This is a genomic window from Citrobacter sp. Cpo109 (genome assembly GCF_030332565.1).
In the GTDB taxonomy this organism is placed as follows: domain Bacteria; phylum Pseudomonadota; class Gammaproteobacteria; order Enterobacterales; family Enterobacteriaceae; genus Citrobacter; species Citrobacter portucalensis.
Genome location: NZ_JAOWHQ010000062.1, coordinates 325,348 through 347,207 on the forward strand (window position 1 = coordinate 325,348; position 21,860 = coordinate 347,207).

The 21,860-nt window shown below is 51.5% G+C and carries 17 protein-coding genes and 1 tRNA gene; 7 read left to right on the plus strand and 11 right to left on the minus strand.

Going from position 1 to position 21,860, the window contains the following annotated elements:
* The first annotated feature begins 2 nt into the window (after positions 1 to 2).
* Together trmH and recG are read left to right on the plus strand one after the other, a co-directional pair.
* On the plus strand, positions 3 to 692 hold the full coding sequence (gene trmH, locus OGY71_RS15610; RefSeq protein ID WP_063941164.1) for a tRNA (guanosine(18)-2'-O)-methyltransferase TrmH: 690 nt from the start codon (positions 3 to 5) through the stop codon (positions 690 to 692).
* A gap of 5 nt (positions 693 to 697) precedes the next feature.
* A complete protein-coding gene (gene recG / locus OGY71_RS15615) occupies positions 698 to 2,779 on the plus strand; it encodes an ATP-dependent DNA helicase RecG (protein WP_003827244.1) in 2,082 nt (693 codons plus the stop codon).
* A 42-nt stretch (positions 2,780 to 2,821) separates the two neighbouring features.
* Here recG and gltS read toward each other — a convergent pair whose 3' ends face one another.
* A complete protein-coding gene (gene gltS, locus OGY71_RS15620; protein ID WP_003024029.1) occupies positions 2,822 to 4,027 on the minus strand; it encodes a sodium/glutamate symporter in 1,206 nt (401 codons plus the stop codon).
* Between the two features lie 225 nt (positions 4,028 to 4,252).
* On the opposite strand from gltS, the gene xanP reads away from it, so the two are divergent.
* Complete coding sequence (gene xanP, locus OGY71_RS15625) at positions 4,253 to 5,644, plus strand: xanthine/proton symporter XanP (RefSeq protein ID WP_003024026.1); 1,392 nt, start codon at positions 4,253 to 4,255, stop codon at positions 5,642 to 5,644.
* A gap of 121 nt (positions 5,645 to 5,765) precedes the next feature.
* Positions 5,766 to 7,475 carry an AsmA family protein gene (locus OGY71_RS15630; RefSeq protein WP_003827240.1) on the plus strand — a complete coding sequence of 570 codons (1,710 nt, stop codon included), beginning with the start codon at positions 5,766 to 5,768 and terminating at the stop codon, positions 7,473 to 7,475.
* A 42-nt stretch (positions 7,476 to 7,517) separates the two neighbouring features.
* On the opposite strand, the gene OGY71_RS15635 is transcribed toward OGY71_RS15630, so the two are convergent.
* From OGY71_RS15635 to OGY71_RS15675, 9 genes are all read right to left on the minus strand, one after another.
* Positions 7,518 to 8,195 carry a D-lyxose/D-mannose family sugar isomerase gene (locus tag OGY71_RS15635; RefSeq protein ID WP_003827238.1) on the minus strand — a complete coding sequence of 226 codons (678 nt, stop codon included), beginning with the start codon at positions 8,193 to 8,195 and terminating at the stop codon, positions 7,518 to 7,520.
* 49 nt (positions 8,196 to 8,244) lie between these two features.
* Entirely contained in the window at positions 8,245 to 9,105 is an 861-nt protein-coding gene (locus tag OGY71_RS15640; protein ID WP_003827236.1) for a ketose-bisphosphate aldolase, read from the minus strand.
* Between the two features lie 80 nt (positions 9,106 to 9,185).
* Positions 9,186 to 10,037, minus strand: coding sequence for a class II fructose-bisphosphate aldolase (locus OGY71_RS15645; protein ID WP_003827234.1), 852 nt, complete (start codon positions 10,035 to 10,037; stop codon positions 9,186 to 9,188).
* Positions 10,038 to 10,048: 11 nt separating this feature from the next.
* On the minus strand, positions 10,049 to 11,140 hold the full coding sequence (locus tag OGY71_RS15650; RefSeq protein ID WP_003827232.1) for a PTS fructose transporter subunit IIC: 1,092 nt from the start codon (positions 11,138 to 11,140) through the stop codon (positions 10,049 to 10,051).
* 26 nt (positions 11,141 to 11,166) lie between these two features.
* Positions 11,167 to 11,487 carry a PTS fructose transporter subunit IIB gene (locus OGY71_RS15655; protein ID WP_003827230.1) on the minus strand — a complete coding sequence of 107 codons (321 nt, stop codon included), beginning with the start codon at positions 11,485 to 11,487 and terminating at the stop codon, positions 11,167 to 11,169.
* Positions 11,488 to 11,506: 19 nt separating this feature from the next.
* Complete coding sequence (locus OGY71_RS15660) at positions 11,507 to 11,977, minus strand: PTS sugar transporter subunit IIA (protein WP_063941167.1); 471 nt, start codon at positions 11,975 to 11,977, stop codon at positions 11,507 to 11,509.
* Positions 11,978 to 12,003: 26 nt separating this feature from the next.
* Positions 12,004 to 13,557, minus strand: coding sequence for a BglG family transcription antiterminator (locus OGY71_RS15665; protein ID WP_063941168.1), 1,554 nt, complete (start codon positions 13,555 to 13,557; stop codon positions 12,004 to 12,006).
* A 456-nt stretch (positions 13,558 to 14,013) separates the two neighbouring features.
* Positions 14,014 to 16,332, minus strand: coding sequence for an alpha-xylosidase (gene yicI / locus OGY71_RS15670; RefSeq protein WP_286605694.1), 2,319 nt, complete (start codon positions 16,330 to 16,332; stop codon positions 14,014 to 14,016).
* Between the two features lie 10 nt (positions 16,333 to 16,342).
* The gene (locus tag OGY71_RS15675) at positions 16,343 to 17,725 is read right to left on the minus strand and encodes a glycoside-pentoside-hexuronide family transporter (protein ID WP_003827223.1); all 1,383 of its coding nucleotides are present in this window, start codon (positions 17,723 to 17,725) and stop codon (positions 16,343 to 16,345) included.
* Between the two features lie 290 nt (positions 17,726 to 18,015).
* On the opposite strand from OGY71_RS15675, the gene OGY71_RS15680 reads away from it, so the two are divergent.
* The 3 genes from OGY71_RS15680 (at position 18,016) to OGY71_RS15690 (ending at position 21,243) form a co-directional block, all read left to right on the plus strand.
* A tRNA-Sec gene (locus OGY71_RS15680) sits at positions 18,016 to 18,110 on the plus strand.
* A 161-nt stretch (positions 18,111 to 18,271) separates the two neighbouring features.
* A complete protein-coding gene (locus tag OGY71_RS15685) occupies positions 18,272 to 19,453 on the plus strand; it encodes a tyrosine-type recombinase/integrase (RefSeq protein WP_061357464.1) in 1,182 nt (393 codons plus the stop codon).
* Between the two features lie 23 nt (positions 19,454 to 19,476).
* Positions 19,477 to 21,243: an AAA family ATPase gene (locus OGY71_RS15690; RefSeq protein ID WP_061357465.1), complete on the plus strand. Its 1,767-nt coding sequence runs from the start codon at positions 19,477 to 19,479 to the stop codon at positions 21,241 to 21,243.
* Between the two features lie 290 nt (positions 21,244 to 21,533).
* On the opposite strand, the gene OGY71_RS15695 is transcribed toward OGY71_RS15690, so the two are convergent.
* Positions 21,534 to 21,860 (minus strand): phage polarity suppression protein (locus OGY71_RS15695; protein ID WP_286613463.1); only part of this gene is annotated, 327 nt, incomplete at its 5' end.

Sequence of the window (21,860 nt, forward strand, 5' to 3'; positions counted from 1 at the left end):
TTATGAATGAACAGCGCTATGCACGTATCCGCGAGATGCTCGCACGTCGTCAGCCCGATCTGACCGTCTGCATGGAGCAGGTTCACAAACCTCATAACGTTTCTGCGATTATTCGTACTGCAGATGCGGTCGGCGTGCATGAAGTCCACGCCGTCTGGCCGGGTAGCCGCATGCGCACTATGCTCTCTTCTGCCGCAGGCAGTAACAGTTGGGTGCAAGTCAAGACCCACCCGACTATTGGCGATGCGGTCACACATTTAAAAAGCCGGGGCATGCAGGTCCTGGCAACCCATCTGTCAGATAAAGCCGTGGATTTTCGCGAGATTGATTACACGCACCCTACCTGCATCCTGATGGGCCAGGAGAAAACCGGCATCACTCAGGAAGCGTTGGATCTGGCTGATCAGGACATCATCATTCCCATGACTGGCATGGTGCAGTCGCTGAACGTTTCTGTCGCCTCTGCGCTGATTCTGTACGAAGCACAGCGCCAGCGGCAAAACGCAGGGATGTACCGCCGAGAAAACAGCATGCTGCCACAAGATGAGCAACAGCGCTTACTGTTTGAAGGCGGTTATCCGGTGCTGGCGAATGTCGCTAAGCGCAAAGGTCTTCCCTACCCTCACGTAAACACGCAGGGCGAAATTGAAGCCGATGCAACGTGGTGGGCCACTATGCAATCTGCGAGATAAACGCGATGAAAGGCCGTTTACTGGATGCCATCCCACTCAACTCTCTGACCGGCGTTGGCGCAGCGCAAAGCAGTAAACTGGCGAAAATTGGCCTGCACACCGTGCAGGACCTCCTGCTCCACCTTCCTCTGCGTTACGAAGACCGTACCCATCTGTACCCAATTGGCGAACTGCTGCCGGGTGTCTATGCCACCGTTGAAGGCGAAGTGCTGAACTGCAATATCACCTTCGGCGGCCGCCGGATGATGACCTGTCAAATCAGCGATGGCTCGGGGATTCTCACCATGCGCTTTTTCAACTTCAGTGCAGCGATGAAAAACAGCCTTGCTACCGGGCGTAGGGTTCTGGCCTACGGCGAAGCCAAACGCGGGAAATACGGCGCAGAGATGATTCACCCGGAATACCGCGTACAAGGCGATCTCAGCACGCCAGAATTGCAGGAAACACTCACACCAGTGTATCCAACCACCGAAGGTGTGAAGCAGGCCACGCTGCGCAAGCTGACCGATCAGGCACTGGATCTGCTCGATACCTGCGCCATTGCCGAACTGCTGCCGCCAGAGCTGTTACAGGGCATGATGAGCCTACCCGAAGCACTGCGCACATTGCACCGCCCCCCACCGTCGCTGCAACTCAGCGATCTGGAAACCGGACAACATCCGGCGCAGCGACGTCTGATTCTCGAAGAACTGCTGGCGCATAACCTCAGCATGCTGGCGCTACGCGCCGGGGCACAGCGTTTTCACGCCCAGCCGTTAAGTGCTAACAACGCGCTAAAAGATAAGCTGCTGGCAGCATTGCCGTTCAAACCTACTGGCGCGCAGGCCCGCGTTACCGCTGAGATTGAACGCGATATGGCGCTGGATGTGCCGATGATGCGCCTGGTGCAGGGTGATGTCGGCTCCGGTAAAACGCTGGTTGCCGCGCTGGCTGCGCTGCGGGCTATCGCACATGGTAAACAGGTTGCGCTAATGGCTCCTACCGAATTATTGGCTGAACAGCATGCAAATAACTTCCGCAACTGGTTCGCGCCACTGGGCGTTGAAGTGGGCTGGCTGGCGGGCAAGCAGAAAGGTAAAGCGCGTCTGGCGCAACAGGAAGCTATCGCCAGCGGTCAGGTGCAGATGATTGTCGGCACGCACGCGATTTTCCAGGAACAGGTGCAGTTCAACGGGCTGGCGCTGGTTATCATCGACGAACAGCACCGCTTCGGCGTACATCAGCGTCTGGCACTGTGGGAGAAAGGTCAGCAGCAGGGTTTCCATCCACACCAGCTAATCATGACCGCCACGCCGATTCCGCGCACCCTGGCGATGACAGCCTATGCTGACCTCGACACATCGGTTATCGATGAACTCCCTCCGGGGCGTACGCCGGTCACCACAGTCGCCATTCCGGATACCCGCCGCAGCGATATTATTGATCGCGTGCGCAACGCCTGTACCCACGAAGGACGTCAAGCATACTGGGTCTGTACGCTGATTGAAGAGTCTGACTTGTTGGAAGCTCAGGCGGCAGAAGCGACGTGGGAAGAGCTTAAACTGGCGCTGCCAGAACTCAATATTGGCCTGGTACACGGGCGCATGAAGCCCGCTGAGAAGCAGTCAGTAATGGCGGCCTTTAAGCAGGGTGAACTGCATCTGCTGGTTGCCACCACGGTGATTGAAGTGGGCGTGGACGTACCCAATGCCAGCCTGATGATTATTGAAAACCCGGAACGCTTAGGTCTGGCCCAGTTGCACCAGTTGCGTGGTCGCGTAGGCCGTGGCGCGGTGGCCTCCCACTGTGTCCTGCTTTACAAATCACCGCTATCTAAAACCGCGCAGAAACGCCTGCAGGTTCTGCGAGACAGCAACGATGGATTCGTGATTGCGCAAAAAGATTTAGAGATTCGCGGCCCCGGCGAGCTGTTAGGTACTCGCCAGACCGGAACGGCAGAATTCAAGGTCGCAGATTTACTGCGCGATCAGGCGATTATCCCGGAAGTTCAGCGCATTGCCCGCCATATTCACGAACGTTATCCGCAACAGGCCTTGGCACTGATAGAGCGCTGGATGCCGGAAACCGAACGCTACTCCAACGCGTAGTTAATTCATAGCTGCGGCGGATGTTACTCCGCCGCACAGCCGTTATTGCGCGAAAATCGGTAACAGCAGATACAGCTTAATCACCAGCGCGTTGACGATATCGATAAAGAACGCCCCCACCATCGGCACCACCAGAAACGCCATATGGGATGGTCCAAAACGTTCGGTAATCGCCTGCATGTTGGCAATCGCCGTCGGCGTCGCGCCGAGGCCAAAACCACAGTGTCCGGCAGCCAGCACGGCGGCATCGTAGTTCTTACCCATCATGCGCCAGGTGACGAATATCGCGTACAGCGCCATGAAAATAGTCTGCACAACCAGGATTGCCAGCATCGGCAAGGCCAGTGAAGCCAGTTCCCACAACTTCAGGCTCATCAACGCCATCGCCAGGAACAGCGACAGACTTACGTTACCCAGCACCGAAACTGCACGTTCGAACACCCGATAAAAACCCAGTAGCGCCAGACCGTTACTGAGGATCACCCCAACAAACAACACGCAGACGAAGGTCGGCAATTCCAGCACTGTTCCAACCAGCATTTGCGCAACGATTTTACCCACCGTCAGACAGATAGCGATCAGAGCAATGGTTTCAATCAGCACCAGCGAGGTGATCATGCGCCCAACGTCCGGCTTTTCAAATGCGGTCGGCACGGCCTGATCGTCCGGCATACCGTCTGGCGTGGTGGAGTGTTTGACCAGATAGCGTGCCACCGGGCCGCCAATCAGTCCGCCCAACACCAGACCAAACGTTGCGCAAGCCATCGCCACTTCAGTCGCATTGGTGAAGCCATAACGTTCAATAAACAGCTTGCTCCACGCGGCCCCGGTTCCATGTCCACCAGAGAGGGTGATCGAGCCAGCGATCAGACCCATCAGCGGGTCCAGACCCAGTAGGGTCGCCATACCAATACCGATGGCGTTTTGCATCAGCAACAAGCCAACAACCACAATCAGAAAGATACCCACCACGCGGCCACCAGCACGCAGACTGGCGATATTGGCGTTCAGGCCGATAGTGGCGAAAAAGGCCAGCATCAGCGGATCGCGCAGGGTCATATCGAAGTTCACTTCCCAACCCATGCTTTTTTTCAGCACCAGCAGCGCAATCGCCACCAGCAATCCACCTGCAACGGGTTCGGGAATGGTGTATTTTTTCAGGAAGGAAACAGACTGGACGAGCTTACGTCCCAGCAGCAACACAAGGGTTGCCGCAACCAGCGTTGATAACGTATCGAGATAAAACATTTACAGCTCCATTAGTGCGTTTAGCACAATCACGCACGATGCATTCCAGACCGATTTTTAGCTCTTATTGAGTTTTCGGAGTGGATTTTAAGCAGAAAATGATGAAAAGTTATATAAAAATGTTTGTTTATCCGTTTTAAATATTAAGAATACCTGCTAGCAAACGTTTGCTTTTCTGCCCTGGTCAGATAAAATCACCGCTTTTCCACCATGGGATTGCCTCTGATGTCCGTTAACGCCGTAGAGTCAACAAATGCGCAACCGGTTGCGCAGACTCACAACAGTGAACTGATTTACCGTCTTGAAGATCGCCCCCCGTTAGCCCAGACCCTGTTTGCCGCCTGTCAGCATCTACTGGCCATGTTCGTCGCGGTGATCACCCCTGCTCTGTTAATTTGCCAGGCGCTTGGTTTACCGGCTCAGGATACTCAACACATTATCAGTATGTCGCTGTTCGCCTCCGGCGTAGCTTCTATCATTCAGATCAAAGCCTGGGGACCAGTAGGCTCAGGGCTGCTATCCATTCAGGGCACCAGCTTTAACTTTGTTGCGCCACTGATTATGGGCGGTACGGCGCTAAAAACCGGTGGCGCAGATGTCCCAACCATGATGGCGGCGCTGTTCGGTACACTGATGCTGGCAAGCTGCACCGAGATGGTTATCTCGCGTGTCCTGCACCTGGCGCGTCGTATTATTACTCCGCTGGTCTCAGGGGTGGTAGTGATGATTATCGGCCTGTCGTTGATTCAGGTGGGTCTGACATCGATTGGCGGTGGCTATGCCGCAATGAGCGACAACACCTTTGGTGCGCCGAAGAATTTACTGTTGGCAGGCGTGGTGCTGGCGCTAATCATCCTGCTTAACCGTCAACGCAACCCTTACCTGCGCGTTGCGTCATTGGTGATTGCGATGGCGGCAGGCTATCTGCTGGCCTGGTTTATGGACATGCTGCCGCAAAATACCGCACCGGTAAGTCAGGACCTGCTGATGGTGCCAACGCCGCTGTATTATGGCCTGGGCATCGACTGGAGTTTACTGCTGCCGCTGATGCTGGTCTTTATGATCACTTCACTGGAAACCATCGGCGATATTACGGCCACCTCTGATGTCTCCGAGCAGCCGGTTTCTGGTCCGCTGTATATGAAGCGCCTGAAAGGCGGCGTGCTGGCGAACGGTCTGAACTCGTTTGTTTCCGCCGTGTTCAACACCTTCCCGAACTCCTGTTTTGGCCAGAACAACGGGGTTATTCAGTTAACGGGCGTCGCCAGCCGCTACGTTGGTTTTGTGGTGGCGCTGATGCTGATCGCGCTGGGCCTGTTCCCGGCAGTCAGCGGTTTTGTACAGCATATTCCTGAGCCGGTACTGGGCGGCGCAACGCTGGTAATGTTCGGTACTATTGCAGCATCCGGTGTGCGTATCGTGTCCCGCGAGCCGCTGAACCGCCGCGCGATTCTGATTATCGCGCTGTCGCTGGCAGTTGGTCTGGGTGTTTCCCAGCAGCCGCTGATTCTCCAGTTCGCCCCGGATTGGGTGAAAAACCTGCTCTCTTCCGGTATCGCCGCTGGCGGTATTACCGCAATCGTTCTGAATCTGGTATTCCCGCCAGAAAAGCAATAAGCAAAATGCGGCGTTGGTTCTGAATCAACGCCGCTGTAACGCTCTTTCACCATTCCCGCCTTGAGCATTGCGCCTAAATCGTGCATAACTTGACTATGTGCACTTCGCGGGATGGAAGACCATGAAATTTATTGGAAAGCTGCTTCTTTACGTGCTGATCGCCCTTGCAGTGGCGATTCTCGGCCTTTATTTTCTACTGCAAACCCGCTGGGGGGCAGAGCACGTCAGCGCCTGGGTTTCGGAGAACAGCAGCTACCATCTGGCGTTTGATGCCATCGATCACCGGTTTTCTTCCCCTTCCCATATTCTGCTGGAAAACGTCACCTTTGGCCGGGATGGTCAGCCCGCAACGCTGGTCGCTAAAACGGTCGATATTGGGCTGAGTAGCCGCCAAATCACCGACCCGCTGCACGTAGACACCATTTTGTTGCAAAACGGCACGCTGAATCTTTCCCAGCAAACAGCGCCGTTGCCGTTCCAGGCCGATCGCCTGCAATTGCAGGATATGGCGCTTAACAGCCCCGGCAGCGAGTGGAACCTCAGCGCCCAGCGCGTTAACGGCGGCGTCATTCCCTGGAGCCCTGAGGCAGGTAAAATTCTCGGGAGCAAAGCGCAAATTCAGCTCAGCGCCAGTTCGTTGACGCTCAACGATGTTCCAACTACCAACGTCTTGATTGAAGGCAGCATCGACCATGACCGGGTGACGCTAAGCAATATTGGCGCTGACGTGGCGCGTGGGGCATTAACCGGCGTAGCGCAACGCAATGCAGACGGGAGCTGGGTTGTGGAGAATCTGCGCCTGAACGATATCCGGCTGCAAAGCGACAAATCGCTGGCCGACTTTTTTGCCCCGTTAAGCACTATTCCTTCCCTGCAAATTGGTCGTCTGGAAGTGACGGATGCCCGTCTGCAAGGCCCCGACTGGGCGGTGACGGATCTCGATCTGAGCTTGCGCAACATGACCTTCAGCAAGGACGACTGGCAAACTCAGGAAGGAAAATTGTCGATGAACGCCAGCGAGTTTATTTACGGCTCTCTGCACTTCTTCGATCCGATTCTGAACGCCGAGTTCTCACCTCAGGGCATTGCGCTGCGCCAGTTCACCACCCGCTGGGAAGGCGGTATGGTCAGAACATCCGGAAACTGGATGCGCAGCAACAAAGCACTGGTCCTTGACGATGCCGCTATTGCTGGTCTGGAATACACGCTGCCGGAAAACTGGAAGCAGCTGTGGATGAAACCCCTGCCAGCGTGGTTAAACAGCCTGACGCTGAAGAAATTTAGTGCCAGCCGTAATCTGGTGATAGATATCGACCCCAATTTCCCGTGGCAGCTCACCGCGCTGGACGGCTACGGTGCTAACCTCGGGCTGGTACAGAACAATCAGTGGGGGATCTGGAGCGGTAGCGCCACCCTCAACGCCGCTGCCGCTACCTTTAACCGTACCGACGTGCGTCGCCCTTCGCTGGCGCTGACGGCAAACAGCAGCACCATCAATATCAGCGAACTGAGCGCCTATACGGAAAAAGGACTTCTGGAGGCCACTGCCAGCATTTCGCAGCTACCTCAACGCCAGACGCAGGTCAGCCTGAACGGGCGCGGCGTGCCAATGACGATCCTGCAGCAGTGGGGCTGGCCCGCACTGCCGCTTTCCGGCGATGGCAACATCCAGCTTACCGCCAGCGGCAATATTCAGGCCGATGTGCCGCTCAAGCCAACGGTCAACGGTCAGCTGCATGCGGTGAACGTGGAGAAACAGCAGGTAACGCAAACCATGCAGACGGGCGTGGTTTCGGGGAGTGAAGTCACTGCACCACCACCTGCACAATGATTTATTGCCCGGTGGCGCTTCGCTTACCGGGCCTACTCACGCTCATAAGCGAATATATTCACTGCACAACAGCCATTTCACCGGCTCGTCTTCTTCAATCAACGGGAAGCGACCGCCAGGTTCCAAAAAGTGGTTGTCATGCTGGTCGTCATTGACCATCGAGATTTCCCAGCCCAGCACAAACGCCTTCTCCGCCCAAAAGCGATGATACAAGCGCGGTGGCAGGCACACTCCTTGTCCCGGTTTCAATACCAGCGTCTCGCCAGCGTTAACTGTACGCCGCTGACCATCCACACTAACCTCAACAACGCGTCGGGCGTCATACTCATCATCAGGCGTGGCCCACGCCAGTTGCATACACAAATCACCGCCGCCGCGATTAACGATATCTTCCATTTTATGGCGATGAAAATGCCATGGCGTTTGCTGATCCTGCTGAATTTGCAACATCTTTTCGGCGTACGGTTTGGGGTAGTCCGCTGACCCCATCAAACCATTGCGCAACGTTAGTAACGTCAGCCCCGTTTGCGCAAAATCTCCGTGCCCGAAGTCGGTAATATCCCAGCCCAACTGGAGATCGCGCACTTCACGCCACAGAGTTTGATCCTGTTGCCGCCAGGCATCGACCGTAAAATACGCAAAATCAGGCAGACAGACCCGAAAAGTCTCAGCGATGGCATGCGCTTTATCGACGGCATAATTAATGTGTGAACGCTTCATTCCACTTTTCCTTGTTGCGAAAGAGGCGGGTCGCCCCGCCTGCATGCCGTTAGTAAAGTGATGCTTTGCCGGTTGAACCGAACAGTTTCATTTTGTGGCGGATAACGTCCCGCGCGGCGCTAATGGCTTCCGGATAGATTACGTTCGGGTCCCACCAGGTTTCTTTCGCCAGGATTTCGCGGACTTTCTGGAAGTAAGCGTATTTCATATCGCTGGAAATGTTGATTTTGCCAACGCCCAGCGTCACGGATTCGGCAATTTCCGCATCCGGGTTCGCGGAACCGCCGTGCAGCACCAGCGGAATATCCACACGTCCGGCGATATCGCGCAGGATGTTCATTTGCAGCTCTGGCTGCATCCCTTTCGGGTAGATCCCGTGCGCGGTTCCAATCGCCACCGCCAGCGTGTCTGCACCGGTTCGGGCGATAAAATCCTCTGCCTGAGCAGGATCGGTATAAGTAACCTTCGACACGCCGCCTTCCACTGACGTCCCGGTCTGGCCAATCGTTCCCAACTCCCCTTCCACCGAAACACCTACCGCATGCGCCAGTTTGACCACTTCGCGGGTCAGCGCCACGTTCTCTTCATATGGCAGCAGCGAGCCATCAATCATCACCGAGGTAAACCCACACTGAATCGCCCGCAAGACATGCTCAACCGAAGCGCCGTGGTCCAGATGCAGAGTAAAGGGAACCGGGCTACGCATGGTGATATCACGGACGTAGCTAAAAAACGCATCGCCGACAAAATCATGTTCGCTGGGGTGAATGGAGATAATCGCCGGGGTGTTGGTCGCTTCCGCTTCTTCCACTACTGCGCGTACAAAGCAGCTGTCCGCCACGTTGAATGCGCCGATGGCAAAACCGTGCTGACGGGTAGGTTGCAGTAATTCTTTCATCGAAACTAACATGTTAATTCTCCAGTTTCAGGGTGTAGAAAGCCCTGCCAGTGCGTCATCGCAGAGGCATAGAAGGCGTTACAGAAAATGAATCAGGCTTTGCCGATAGCGCCGCTGGCCTGCAGGTACGGAATAATGGCTTCCTCGCAGGCCTGTTCCATCAGGGCCAGGGCATCAACGAGTTCACCGGATGTGTCGCGACACAGGGTATGCAGTAGCGCAGCCTTTCCGGCTTCGAAAACCGCCGCACCAACGTTTATCTTGGCGACACCAAACGTCGGGCAGCGCTGTAGCTGGTCAAACGGCGTTCCGCTGCCGCCATGCAGCGCCAGCGGCACCGTTGATAACCGGGCTATTTCCTCCAGCCGCAGGAAATCAATAGCAGGTGTGATGCCCGGCGCGTACATGCCGTGTGCTGTACCCACCGACACCGCCAGCAAATCGATCCCGGTCTGTTGGATGAAGGGTTCCACGTCGGCGGCCTGGGTCATCAAATCAGCGTTAGCGGCGTGGTCATAGCACGGAGCATCGGCCAAATGACCCAGCTCGCCTTCCACGCACAGAGAAACGCTGGCTGCAAGCTCAACCACCGCCCGGGTCTGGCGAATGTTCTCCTCCAGCGCAAAGGCGGAGGCGTCGATCATTAAGCCGCTGAATCCGGCGCGAAAAGCCTGGCGAATGCGTACAGGATCCTTTCCATGATCCAGCGCCAGCGCGACCGGTACCGAGGCTTCCTCTGCCAGCGTTTTGACCACCGCTGCCGCTATCGGGGCTGGAAAATGCTCCAGATGCCCCTGATACAAATTCAGAATGATGGGCGCACGGTGTTTCTCCGCCACTCGCACCGCTGCGCGGGCGCTTTCCAGGTTCATACAGTTGATGGCCAACAGCGCGTACTGCTCGCGCCAGGCTTTGGTCACCATGCTTTTCATATCGGCAAACATACGGCCTCCGGTTATTCCAGGGTGAAGGTGATTTCTTCGTCTTTCAGCTTTTGATCGCTGAGTTCGTCAAACTCTTCATCACGCTCGGTTACCGGTTTCTTCCACAGCGACAGCATGACGCCGCAAATCACCGTACCGATCCCCAGCGCCAGGCAAAACAGCAGCGGATGCGTAAAGAGCGGAACCACAAACATGCCGCCGTGCGGTACCGGGCTTTCGACACCCCACACCATAATCAGGCCACCCGCAATCGCCGATGCCACCACGCAGGAGCCCACCACGCGCAGCAGGTCGCGTGCCGCAATCGGAATGACCCCTTCGGTAATCATGCAGATCCCCATTGGGAATGCGGCCTTCAGCGCCTCACGTTCCGCACGGGTGTACTTGTGACGCGTCAACAGGAAAGAGAGCGTAATGCCAAATGGAGGGATCATCGAACCGACAAACTTCACCGCTTCCGGACCGTACACGCCGCTGACCAGCATGCCGTCAGCAAACAGCGACATGGTTTTATTCACCGGCCCACCGAAGTCGAATGTCGCCATCGCACCGAGGATAGCGCCCATCAGAAAGCGGGATCCGCCCTGCATAGACTCCAGCAGATGAATCAACGCGTCCTGCAGCCAGGCAATCGGCTTGCCAATCAGCGTCATCATCAACAGGCCGCCGATAACGGTACTCAGTACCGGCAGCACCATGATGGGCATCAACCCCTGCATCGACTGCGGCAAACGGATATAGCGCTTGAGCAGTAGGACGGTATAACCGACCAGAAATCCGCCCAGCATCCCGCCGATAAAACCGGTATGGATTTCTCCGCAGACGAAGCCGACAATCAGACCCGGCGCGAATCCCGGACGGTCAGCAATGGAGTACGCAATCGCCGCACTAATCAGCGGTACGATTAACCCCATCCCCCAGCCGCCAATCTGGTTGAGCATCCAGGGAATGGTTCCTGTTTTTTCACCGACGTTAGTGCCGCCAAGTATTTGCCCGAGAGCAATACAGATCCCGGCGGCGACAATTAACGGGATCATCCACGAAATTCCCGTTAATAAATGTTTTTTTATTTCCTGAGATAGCGGAATTTTATTTTCACTCATGTGAAACCCCTCCAGAATGAGGATCGCTACTGGTTATTATTAACTAATGATTTTTCGACCTTTTCAAGAAACTGAATGGGCGATTTTATGACGATTTCAGTTTTTACTCGCACAATACGTTTGTTTGAAAATCGCTCTTCCCCTTTTATTTTTACATCGACAGCAAGAATCACGACATCAGCCGCAGAAATATCTTCTGTCAGCAGTTCGTTTTCTGTGCCAATGGTGCCCTGGGTTTCAACTTTTATATTATGACCAAGCGCTTTGGCACCTTTAATTAACTTCTCACGGGCAATATAGGTGTGCGCAATACCCGCCGTACAGGCGGCAACACAAACAATATTCATAACATGCTCCACATTTTATTTAGCAGACATTGGATTCAGCATATTGGCTAAAAAGCTCAATAATTTTTTGTGGACTACTTTCAACTAATAGTTGTTCAATAATGTCGTCATCTGCCAACGCGCCAGCAACCTGCGAAAGCAGACGAATATGGGTGGTGTTTTGATCTTCAAGACGTACGGCAAACAGAATAATGCACCGTACATTGCTGCCGTCCAGGGTTTCCCAGGGAATCTCCTGGCGGGTACGCCCAATCGCCAGCGTGGTATTGACCACCGCCGAGGATTTCCCGTGCGGGATCGCAATATGGTTTTCGAAGCCGGTCGAGCCTTCTGACTCACGTTGCCAGACATCCTGAATAAACGTTTCGCGACAGCTAATTGCTCCATCTTTTTGCAGAATATCCGTCAGTTCCTCAATAGCCTCCGTTTTGCTTGTAGCCTTCATGTCCAAAATAACGCGATTTGTATTGAGTATTTTCGTGATGTCCATCAATCATACCTCATGGAGTTCAGACATTAATTTTCAACGACCAGCGACGTCGCCCGATGTAATTTTTCCGTAATAACCGTTTCTGTTACCCGCTTAATATCCGCATCATTGAAGAAGGCAGTGACATACACGACCGGCATGGCAACCGCGGGTAAATTAATCGTCGATACCACCAGTTCAATATCGTCCGTCAGTACAGAGGGCAGGCTGCCTGCCGACACCACGCCGACGATAGTCCAGTCCGGAAAGGCGCGTAGAATACGGCTTTTGAGTAAGTGAGAAGTGCCGATACCCGTTGAACAGACCAGTAGTACGCGTTTACGCGCTATCTGACGCTCCATTGCGGCCTGAAAATGCACGGTTAAATATCCCACTTCATCTTCCGACACGGCCCGCTCGCCCCAACCGCTAAACACCCGATTTACCGCACACTGGGTCAGACGCCACACGTCCTGCAACTCGCCTTTGATATCCTCCAGCAACGGATTACGAATGCGGATCTGGTAGTTCAGTCGGTTAATCAGCGGCTTAATGTGGATCAGCAATCCGTCATACAGCGCCGTGTCCTGGCTAAGATCGCTGTCGACCATCTCGGCGAAGGTGGCAATCAACCGATGGGTAATCAAACGCGCTTCGTCGCTGGAGTGCATATGACCAATCACACTCACGTCATTATGCTCTTCAATCACCACACCCGAGGAGATAATGTATTGATATATAAACCAGACTTCGTCTTCAGGCAGCGGGTGGGCAATGCGTTTTTCGATATGCTGAATCATGCGACTGGCAATGGAAAATATGTTCTCATCACAGGTAGTGATGCTCTCTTCTTTTCTCGGAAGCGCATTGCCACGCGTGATGCGGTACATCATGATCAGAATATGGGTAAAGATATTGACGTAATAAGGCTCGCCGAGCGACCAGCACAGGTCGTTCTCCATTTCCTGTAATAACGTCTGGACAAATAAAACATCTTCTTCGCCAAAGTAATGCACTAAGGCTTTATAACTGCCCGGGTCAAGGCGTGAATAAACCACGTTACCAGGTTCATTATGGTTAATCACACCGTTAATCAGCGATGCCATCGCCTGGCGCACACCGCTCTCGCTACCTTCGATGTGCGTGCCGCTCTGACTGCGAATCAACGACAGGCCCAGTGGGGTAATCCAGGATTCAATTACTTTCAAATCGTTCACAATCGATGCGCTACTAATAAAATAACGTTCGGATAATTTACTGATCGACGTTTCATGCGGCGTTTCGCTTAATAATTGTGAAGCTATCTTTACTCGCCGTGAATTATTCATCATGCCGTCAGCATCATCACCCTCCGTTCCTAATAACTGGTCCATATATAAAAGGTCGGTAATATTATCGGCACTTAATATCACCCCAGCACCAGCACGTTTATCGATGGCTATTTTCCATTCTGATAACCATGGTTCCAGTAAGCGCAGATCGCGCTGCACAGTTTTCTCTGAAACAGATAAATACTCGGCAATTTTCAGCAGCGTGACATATTCCTTCTTAGACAGAAGAAATTTTAATAATCTGTTTTGTCGCGAGGTAATCATTTGCATTATTTACCCTTATTACATACCAGATTAAATATCTATACCCGTCATACTTCAAGCTGCATGTGCGTTGGCTTTCCTCGCTCACCCCAGTCACGTACTTATGTACGCTCAGGGGATTCGCTGCGTCGCCGCCTTCCTGCAACTCGAATTATTTAGGTTATAAAGAAGCATTGATGCTCCACGTGTAATCCGTGATGATAAATATAAGAGGACTACGATGCGCCAACAATACTAAATCGTGTCCAGTAATCCGGACAGAAATAAGACAAAAACGGGAAATAGTGAGATATTTACGGCGCAGATCACATTTTTCGTGGGAATCAGAGTGACACCGCTCGCAAATATGGGGAGTTAAAAATTTAATTCAGGATGTTTTAGATTTTCAGATCTGGAATGCTGCTCGCAGCGTGGGCCGGATAAAACGCATTGCGTCGCCATCCAGCCCACGTTGAGATTTACTTACAGGGTAATCGTCAGCACAATCGCATCCGGCGTGACAACCGTTCCCCACTCACTGCCCACAGACGAGCCGCCCTTCACGCCGCTAACCTGCGTAATATTACGCAGACACAGCGTCCAGTTACGCGCTTCGCCACTTCCTTGCACGGTGATGGTATTACCCGTGCGCGTCGCTTTCAGCGTGAAGATAACCGAACCGTCAGCCGCCGGGACTTCACAAATCGCCTCCCGGCCCTCCTGCAGATGGAACAGCTGGAACGCCGTCCCTTCGTGCCAGGCGTAATCCGGCTTCTGGTTATTGCAGCCCAGCGCCAGCAGTGTATTGTCGCGCACATAAACCGGCAGACTCAGGAAGTCATGCTGCTGCTTATGCCAGCGGCTGCCCGCCACCTCGTCGTTACGCCACAGATGCGTCCAGCGTCCTTCCGGCAGATAGAACTGCACATCACCCGCCTCGCTAAACACCGGCGCAACCATCACGCTATCGCCCAGCATGTACTGGCGGTCGAGATAATCACATGCCGGATCGTCCGGGAACTCCAGCATCATTGCGCGCATCATCGGCGTTCCGAGTTCATTGGCGCGCGCCGCTTCGCGATACAGGTACGGCATCATGCGGCATTTCTGCTCAGTAAAGTAGCGCACCACGTCGCAGGATTCATCATCGTACGCCCATGGCACACGGTAGGATTTACTACCGTGCAGGCGGCTGTGGCTGGAGAGCAGCCCAAACGCACACCAGCGCTTGTAGACGTGCGCAGGGGCGGTATTCTCAAAGCCGCCAATATCGTGACTCCAGAAGCCAAAGCCGGACAGGCCGATGGACAACCCGCCACGCAGGCTTTCGGCCATTGATTCATAGTTGGCATAGCAGTCACCGCCCCAGTGCACCGGGAACTGTTGCGCGCCGACCGAGGCCGAACGGGCGAACAGCACTGCCTCTTCTTCACCGACGGTCTCTTTCAGCACGTTCCATACCAGTTCGTTGTAGATGTACGCATAATGGTTGTGCATTTTCTGCGGATCGGAACCGTCAAACCACTGCACGTCAGTAGGAATGCGTTCACCAAAGTCAGTTTTGAAGCAGTCAACGCCGATATCCACCAGACCTTTCAGCTTGTTGGCATACCACTCGCAGGCTTCAGGATTGGTGAAGTCATAAATCGCCAGGCCCGGCTGCCATTTATCCCATTGCCACAGGGAGCCGTCCGGGCGCTTGAGCAGATAACCTTTCTCTTTCAGTTCATTGAACAGCGGGGATTTCTGGCCGATATAGGGGTTTATCCATACGCAGACCTTCAGCCCTTTCTCTTTCAGGCGGCGGATCATGCCTTCCGGGTCAGGGAAGGTCACCGGATCCCACTCAAAGTCGCACCACTGGAAGGCTTTCATCCAGAAGCAGTCGAAATGGAAGACGTGCAGCGGCAGATTGCGCTCGGCCATCCCGTCGATAAAACTGTTCACCGTCGCTTCATCGTAATTAGTGGTGAACGATGTAGTCAGCCACAAACCGAATGACCAGGCTGGCGGCAGCGCCGGACGACCAGTAAAGCGGGTATAACGATCCAGCACCGCTTTCGGCGTAGGGCCGTCGATGACGAAATATTCCAGATACTCGCTTTCAACGCTGAACTGCACTTTTGACACTTTCTCAGAGCCAATTTCAAACGACACGCACTGCGGATGGTTTACCAGCACGCCGTAACCACGGTTGGTGAGATAAAACGGGATGTTCTTGTAAGACTGCTCGGTACTGGTGCCGCCATCGCGGTTCCATGTTTCCACCGTCTGACCGTTACGTACCAGCGCAGTAAAGCGCTCACCCAGACCGTACACCATTTCGCCAACGCCCAGATCCAGGCGTTCAAACATATAGTTTTTCCCGCTGTTGGTGTCCTGCACGTAGCCGTTATTTTTCAGCTGGCTGCCGGTAATACGTTCGCCGTTACGCAAGAAATCCAGCGACCAGAACTCACCTTTAGTGACTCGCACGCTCAAATTTCCGCTTTTCAGTTCGGCAAATTCAGCGGTGTTTTGTATCTTTACATTGACGTCCTGCAGCACGTTCAGCGGATAGTGTGGACCGTTATCCAACGCGCCCTGGAAGTGTTCCATACGCACCCCAACCACGCCTTCCTGCGGCGAGAAAAAGCGCAGGGTGAAGAGTGGAGTATCCAGTTGCCAGGTACGTTCACGCACATCGCGCGGCGCAACGTAGACAATCATCTCGTTACCCTGCTGTTCGACCTCGAACACCTGAATCGGGTGAGTTAAATTCAGGCCAGGCTGCGTCAGCCAGTTTCCGTCGCTAATTTTCATCGTTGGTTCCTTAGTTCTGTAATTCTTTCGTCGAAAAATCCTGCTGATTGCGGTGCGCACCGTGAGCCAGCTGACTCATGATTTCCGTCAGATACGGCGTTTTCAGGGTATAGAAGCGTTTGGCAATCACGGCACTCAACAGGTAACAAATAGCTGGGACAATCGTGAACAATGCGATAATGATGCTAATGGTGGCGCTGTTCTGGGTTTTCGCTGCGGCATCGTAACCGCCGCCCGCCAGCATCCAGCCAATCATCGCCCCGCCGAGCGCCAGACCCAGCTTCAGCACGAACAGCGTGCCCGCGAAGCTGATCCCCGTCAGACGTTTTCCGTTACACCACTCGCCGTAATCAACGGTATCGGACATCATCACCCACTGGATTGGCGTCACGAGCTGATGCAGTACGCCAATCACGAAGATGAAGGCAAACATGGTGAGGTTGGCGTGCATCGGCACGAAGAACATCGCCAGACTGACGACCGCCAGCAGGGCGTTCGTCCACCAGAAGACGCTGACTTTGCATTTCCAGTCGGTCAGCGGTTTTGCCAGCGCAGAGCCGATAAGATTGCCGACGCAATAGGTGGTGAGGAAGGCGACAAACACTTCCGGGGTACCCAGAATCCAGGTGACGTAATACATCATCGCCCCGCCGCGTACGCAGACGGCCAGGATGTTGAGGATGGTCAGCAGGCCGACGATGCGCCATTGGTCGTTCTGCCAGATGTCGCGCAGGTCCTCACGCATTGAGTTGCTGCTCGGCGGCGCTTCCACGCGTTCTTTGGTAGTAAAGAAGCAAAACGCCAGCATCAGGAACGCCACAACCGAGAGCACGGCAATCCCGCCCTGGAAGCCCAACGCTTTATCTTCGCCGCCAATCAGATTCACCAGCGGCATCATCAGCACGGTGGAGAGCATGCCGCCCGCCGTCGCCAGCACAAAGCGCCATGACTGCAGAGAGATACGCTGCGTTGGGTCATTGGTTATTACACCGCCCAGCGCGCAGTAGGGAATATTCACCACGGTATAAAGCAGGGTCAGCAGCGTGTAGGTGATTGCGGCATAAATCATTTTGCCGTGCAGGCTGAGATCCGGCGTGCTGTAGGCGAGCACACAGACCAGACCAAATGGCAGAGCACCAAACAGCACCCACGGGCGGAATTTCCCCCAGCGTGAACGGGTGCGGTCGGCGAGCAGTCCCATGCAAGGGTCTGAGATAGCATCCAGCGCGCGAGCCAGTAAGAACATCGTGCCGACAAAACCGGCCGGGATACCAAAAATATCGGTATAGAAGAACATCATATATAACATAACGTTATCAAAGATGATGTGGCTGGCGGCATCGCCCATGCCGTAGCCAATCTTCTCTTTAACGGACAAAATCTCACTTTTCATTACGCATCCTTGTTAGCACTTTCACACGCACTGATACCGGTTACAGTTCTTGTAAACCATCCCTGTGAGCGCGGGTATTCCGATATCTCGTTATCAAATTACGATTCTTGTTTTCTGTGATCAGGGTAGCGTCTGAAAATGTGTCTAAGTGTAAGTAATGGATTTTGCGGGGATTTATTTGAAACTGGTCATGGTATGGAGAAACGGAAGTTAAAAAAGTGAGTGAGGGGGTGTGGAAACGTTTGGAAGTAGCTATAATGCGCCCCGCCTCCATGTAGCAATCGAGGCGCGGAAGATCGTCATCTCCGGTGAGGTGGCTGGACTTCAAATCCAGTTGGGGCCGCCAGCGGTCCCGGGCAGGTTCGACTCCTGTGATCTTCCGCCAAAATTCCTCCGCCGTCATCCAACAACGTCTAAAAACCCTTTATTTTCAAAATACATAGTAAACCACTCATCCGTAACCGTCCGACAAGTTCTCCCTGAATCCATGAAAAATATGTATAGTGATGTGTATAGATTTTTTATACACATTTTTGACTTATACACATGGCACTTACAGACATACAAATCAAACGAGCAAAGCCTCAAGACAAACCCTACACAATGAACGATGGACAGGGGCTGTCATTACTCATCAATCCAGACGGTTCAAAAGGCTGGCGCTTCCGCTTTCGTTTTGCAGGTAAAGCGCGGCTAATGTCATTTGGCAGCTACGACCTTGTGAGCCTCGCAGAAGCACGTGAGAAACGCGATACGGCTCGTAAGCAGGTTGCAAACGGCATAGATCCAGTGGAAGAACGTAAAGCTCAAAAGCTGGCACAGCAGCTCTCAACAGAAAGATCATTCGAAGCTATATGTCGGGAGTGGCACTCAAATAAAGCCGATCGCTGGACGGTGGCCTACCGCGAAGAAATCATTAAAACATTTGAGCAAGATGTTTTCCCGTTCATCGGTAAGCGTCCGATAAATGAGATCAAACCTCTGGAACTGCTTGAGGTACTACGACGAATAGAGAAGCGTGGAGCACTGGAGAAGACCAGAAAAGTGCGCCAAAGATGTGGCGAGGTCTATCGCTATGCAATCATAACTGGCCGCGCTGAATACAATCCAGCACCTGATTTAGCTATCGCACTGGCCGTTCCGAAGCAAAAACATCATCCATTTTTATCTGCCGAAGAATTGCCTCATTTTATTGGGGATCTCGAAGCCTACACCGGTAGCATCATCACCAAAAATGCTACAAAGATAGTCATGCTAACTGGTGTAAGAACGCAGGAGATGCGCTTTGCTACTTGGGATGAGGTAGACCTTGAGAAAGGTATATGGGAAATCCCAGCAGAAAGGATGAAAATGCGCAGACCTCACATCGTGCCGCTTTCTACTCAGGTAATCGATCTCTTCAAGCAACTCAAGCCTATTACTGGCCACTACCCTTATATTTTTATTGGCAGGAACAACCGTAGTAAGCCAATCTCGAAAGAAAGTGTGTCACAAGTGATTGAGTTACTTGGTTACAAAGGACGTGCTACAGGTCACGGTTTTAGACATTCATTATCGACCATCTTACATGAACATGGATTTGATAGTGCATGGATTGAGATGCAATTAGCTCATGTTGATAAAAATAGTATAAGAGGTACTTATAATCATGCTCAATATTTAGAGAGAAGATTACATATGTTGCAGTGGTATAGTGACTTACTTTATCCAAAAATAAAAAATTTATAATGGAGCTTTAAAAGGAGCGTTTTATGACCAAAGATACCATAATCTCTGTTCTGATTCGTATATTGAAAGAAAAACGTGATGGTCTTATATTAATAAATGGGGAGTGGGGTGTAGGTAAAACATACTTTCTTCAAACTGAATTTAAACAATTTTATTCAGATGCGAGTCATTTTTATTTGTCTGTGCTTGGGTTAAATAGTTTACAAGATTTCAAAGATAGGATGCTAAGCATAACGTATCTAAACAATCCTTCTGAGATAAAAAAACTTGGAGACTTAACCTCAAGTGCTGCATCAGCATTAACCCAAGAAGAAAGCACTGGAAAGTTGACAGAACAAATTATATCAACCTTTTCAGGTGCGATGAGAGATTATGTACTCAAGGATCTTTCAGGGGTTTTTGTCATTGACGATTTAGAAAGAATCCCTCAATCTTTGAGAGATGAAATAGCAACTTTTTGCCTGCAAAGTTATCAAAATGATAATCGATTAGACTTTATTTTAGTGGGTAATTTTTCAAAGCAAAGTAATGAGGTATTAAGTCATAAAGAAAAAGTTGTCAGTGATGAAATATATTTCTCCATTAACAACCTTACCGATATATTAGAACAAAAGCTGGACTCATTAGAAGAGAGACATAGACATTTAATCACTCAAGTTATTATGGGATTCGAAGAAACAAATCTACGAATCATTAATAGAGTAATTTCAAAATTGATACCTCTTTTTGAAAAACAAAAATCTGGGCAAGAAATCTCTGATATAGACATAAAAAATTTGGTCACTTCACTTTGTGCTCATATAATACTAAAAGAGAAATTTTCATATCAAGAAAATGATTTCCATGATAATTATGTCACATCCTCTCTCAAAACACTTACGGCTTCATCTGAGAATGATCCAGATAAAATAAGCAAAGAAGAGAGTAACCTTTTAAATATCACAGCTTACAGAACTTATAATGATTTAATGATTCCATATTGTTTTAATGTGATATCTCAAAAAGATATCATTCCATATACATTCAATTTACAAGAGCCTTTAAAAAAAAGTGATTACGCTACGTTAAAACAACCGGAATGGTATAATATACCTGAAAATGATTATTTGGATGAAATTGAAAAAGTAATACTAAAAACCTCATCACCGACACTATCTACTTGGCTAATTGCTACAAACAATTACCTAAGACTCTCAAAATCAAAATACATCCCGCGAATAAAAGGATTAACTAACAAAATCATCGAAAAAAACAAAAATAGCTTTAGTGACGATGAAATAAAAACATATTTCCTAGAATCAAATCCCAATATAGATGATATCCCACTACATATATTAAGAAGAGAGGGAAATGATCTTCACAATTACTTCCTTAATAAATACGGCGAAATAATAAAGAAAGATAAAATAAAAAAACTGAAAGACAAAATGAATGATAGCGGTTGGAGTGCTATTGATATGGATATTTATCAATCAAAATTCAAATTTAATCTACTTGAAACGTTGGATGTAAGTCTTATCATAAATGGAATAAAAAAAACTTGGTCCATTCGCGATATTCAGATGTTTTCAAACCATCTATCATCACTCTATAACTTCTCTAACCTTGCAGATTTTCTTTCTGCTGAACTACCACATCTTAAGAAGTTACATTCAGCCATAAGTGCTCATCATAAAAGAATTAAGAGCTCTTTTCGACGCGGAGCCATAATTGAACTAACAGAATGCGTTAAACGCATAAAAGAAGCTTTAGAACAAAGCATCGCCTTAAAAGAAGGCGCATCTCAATAATTACTTCATGCAACCTCCATGAAGCGCATGATCTCTCTGGTTTGGTTATCATTCTTCAAGCCAGAGAAAAAATTTAATAGCCCTCCCTGTTGCGCGCAATGCTCTCCCCGCCACGCCTGCCCGCTTTATAGGGTAGTTTTCATGCAGGTGCATGAACCGGCTCAGGCCGCGCCGGTAATGGCGTGGTAGGGGAAATAAAATACGGGGATTTGCATGCAAAACCATGCACCGTATGGATGCATGGCTTTTTTCGGGAAAAATAGCGGAATTTTCGGGGATTTTTTCGCGTGCTACCGTGCGGCCAGTTCTGCACGTCGGCGGGTGTAAATCAGGTTCTGTGCCGGGGTGAATTTCTCGCGATTATCATCCCGCGAAACCGCATCAGGCCTGAATCCGATGGCCGATAAAATATCGCTGTCCTGCGCGGAATAATTAATTTTTTCACCTGCGGCCAGCCATACCGACAGGGCTTCACGCAGATAATCAACCGAGTGCTGCATGGCGCTCTGTTTTACTGCGGGAAGCTGTTCGTGATATCCCATCAGCTCAGGTGCCAGCGTGGCGGCCAGCTCCGCGCCGTGCTGCTGCATAAAGTCATGGAGCCGGTTGCGGATGCT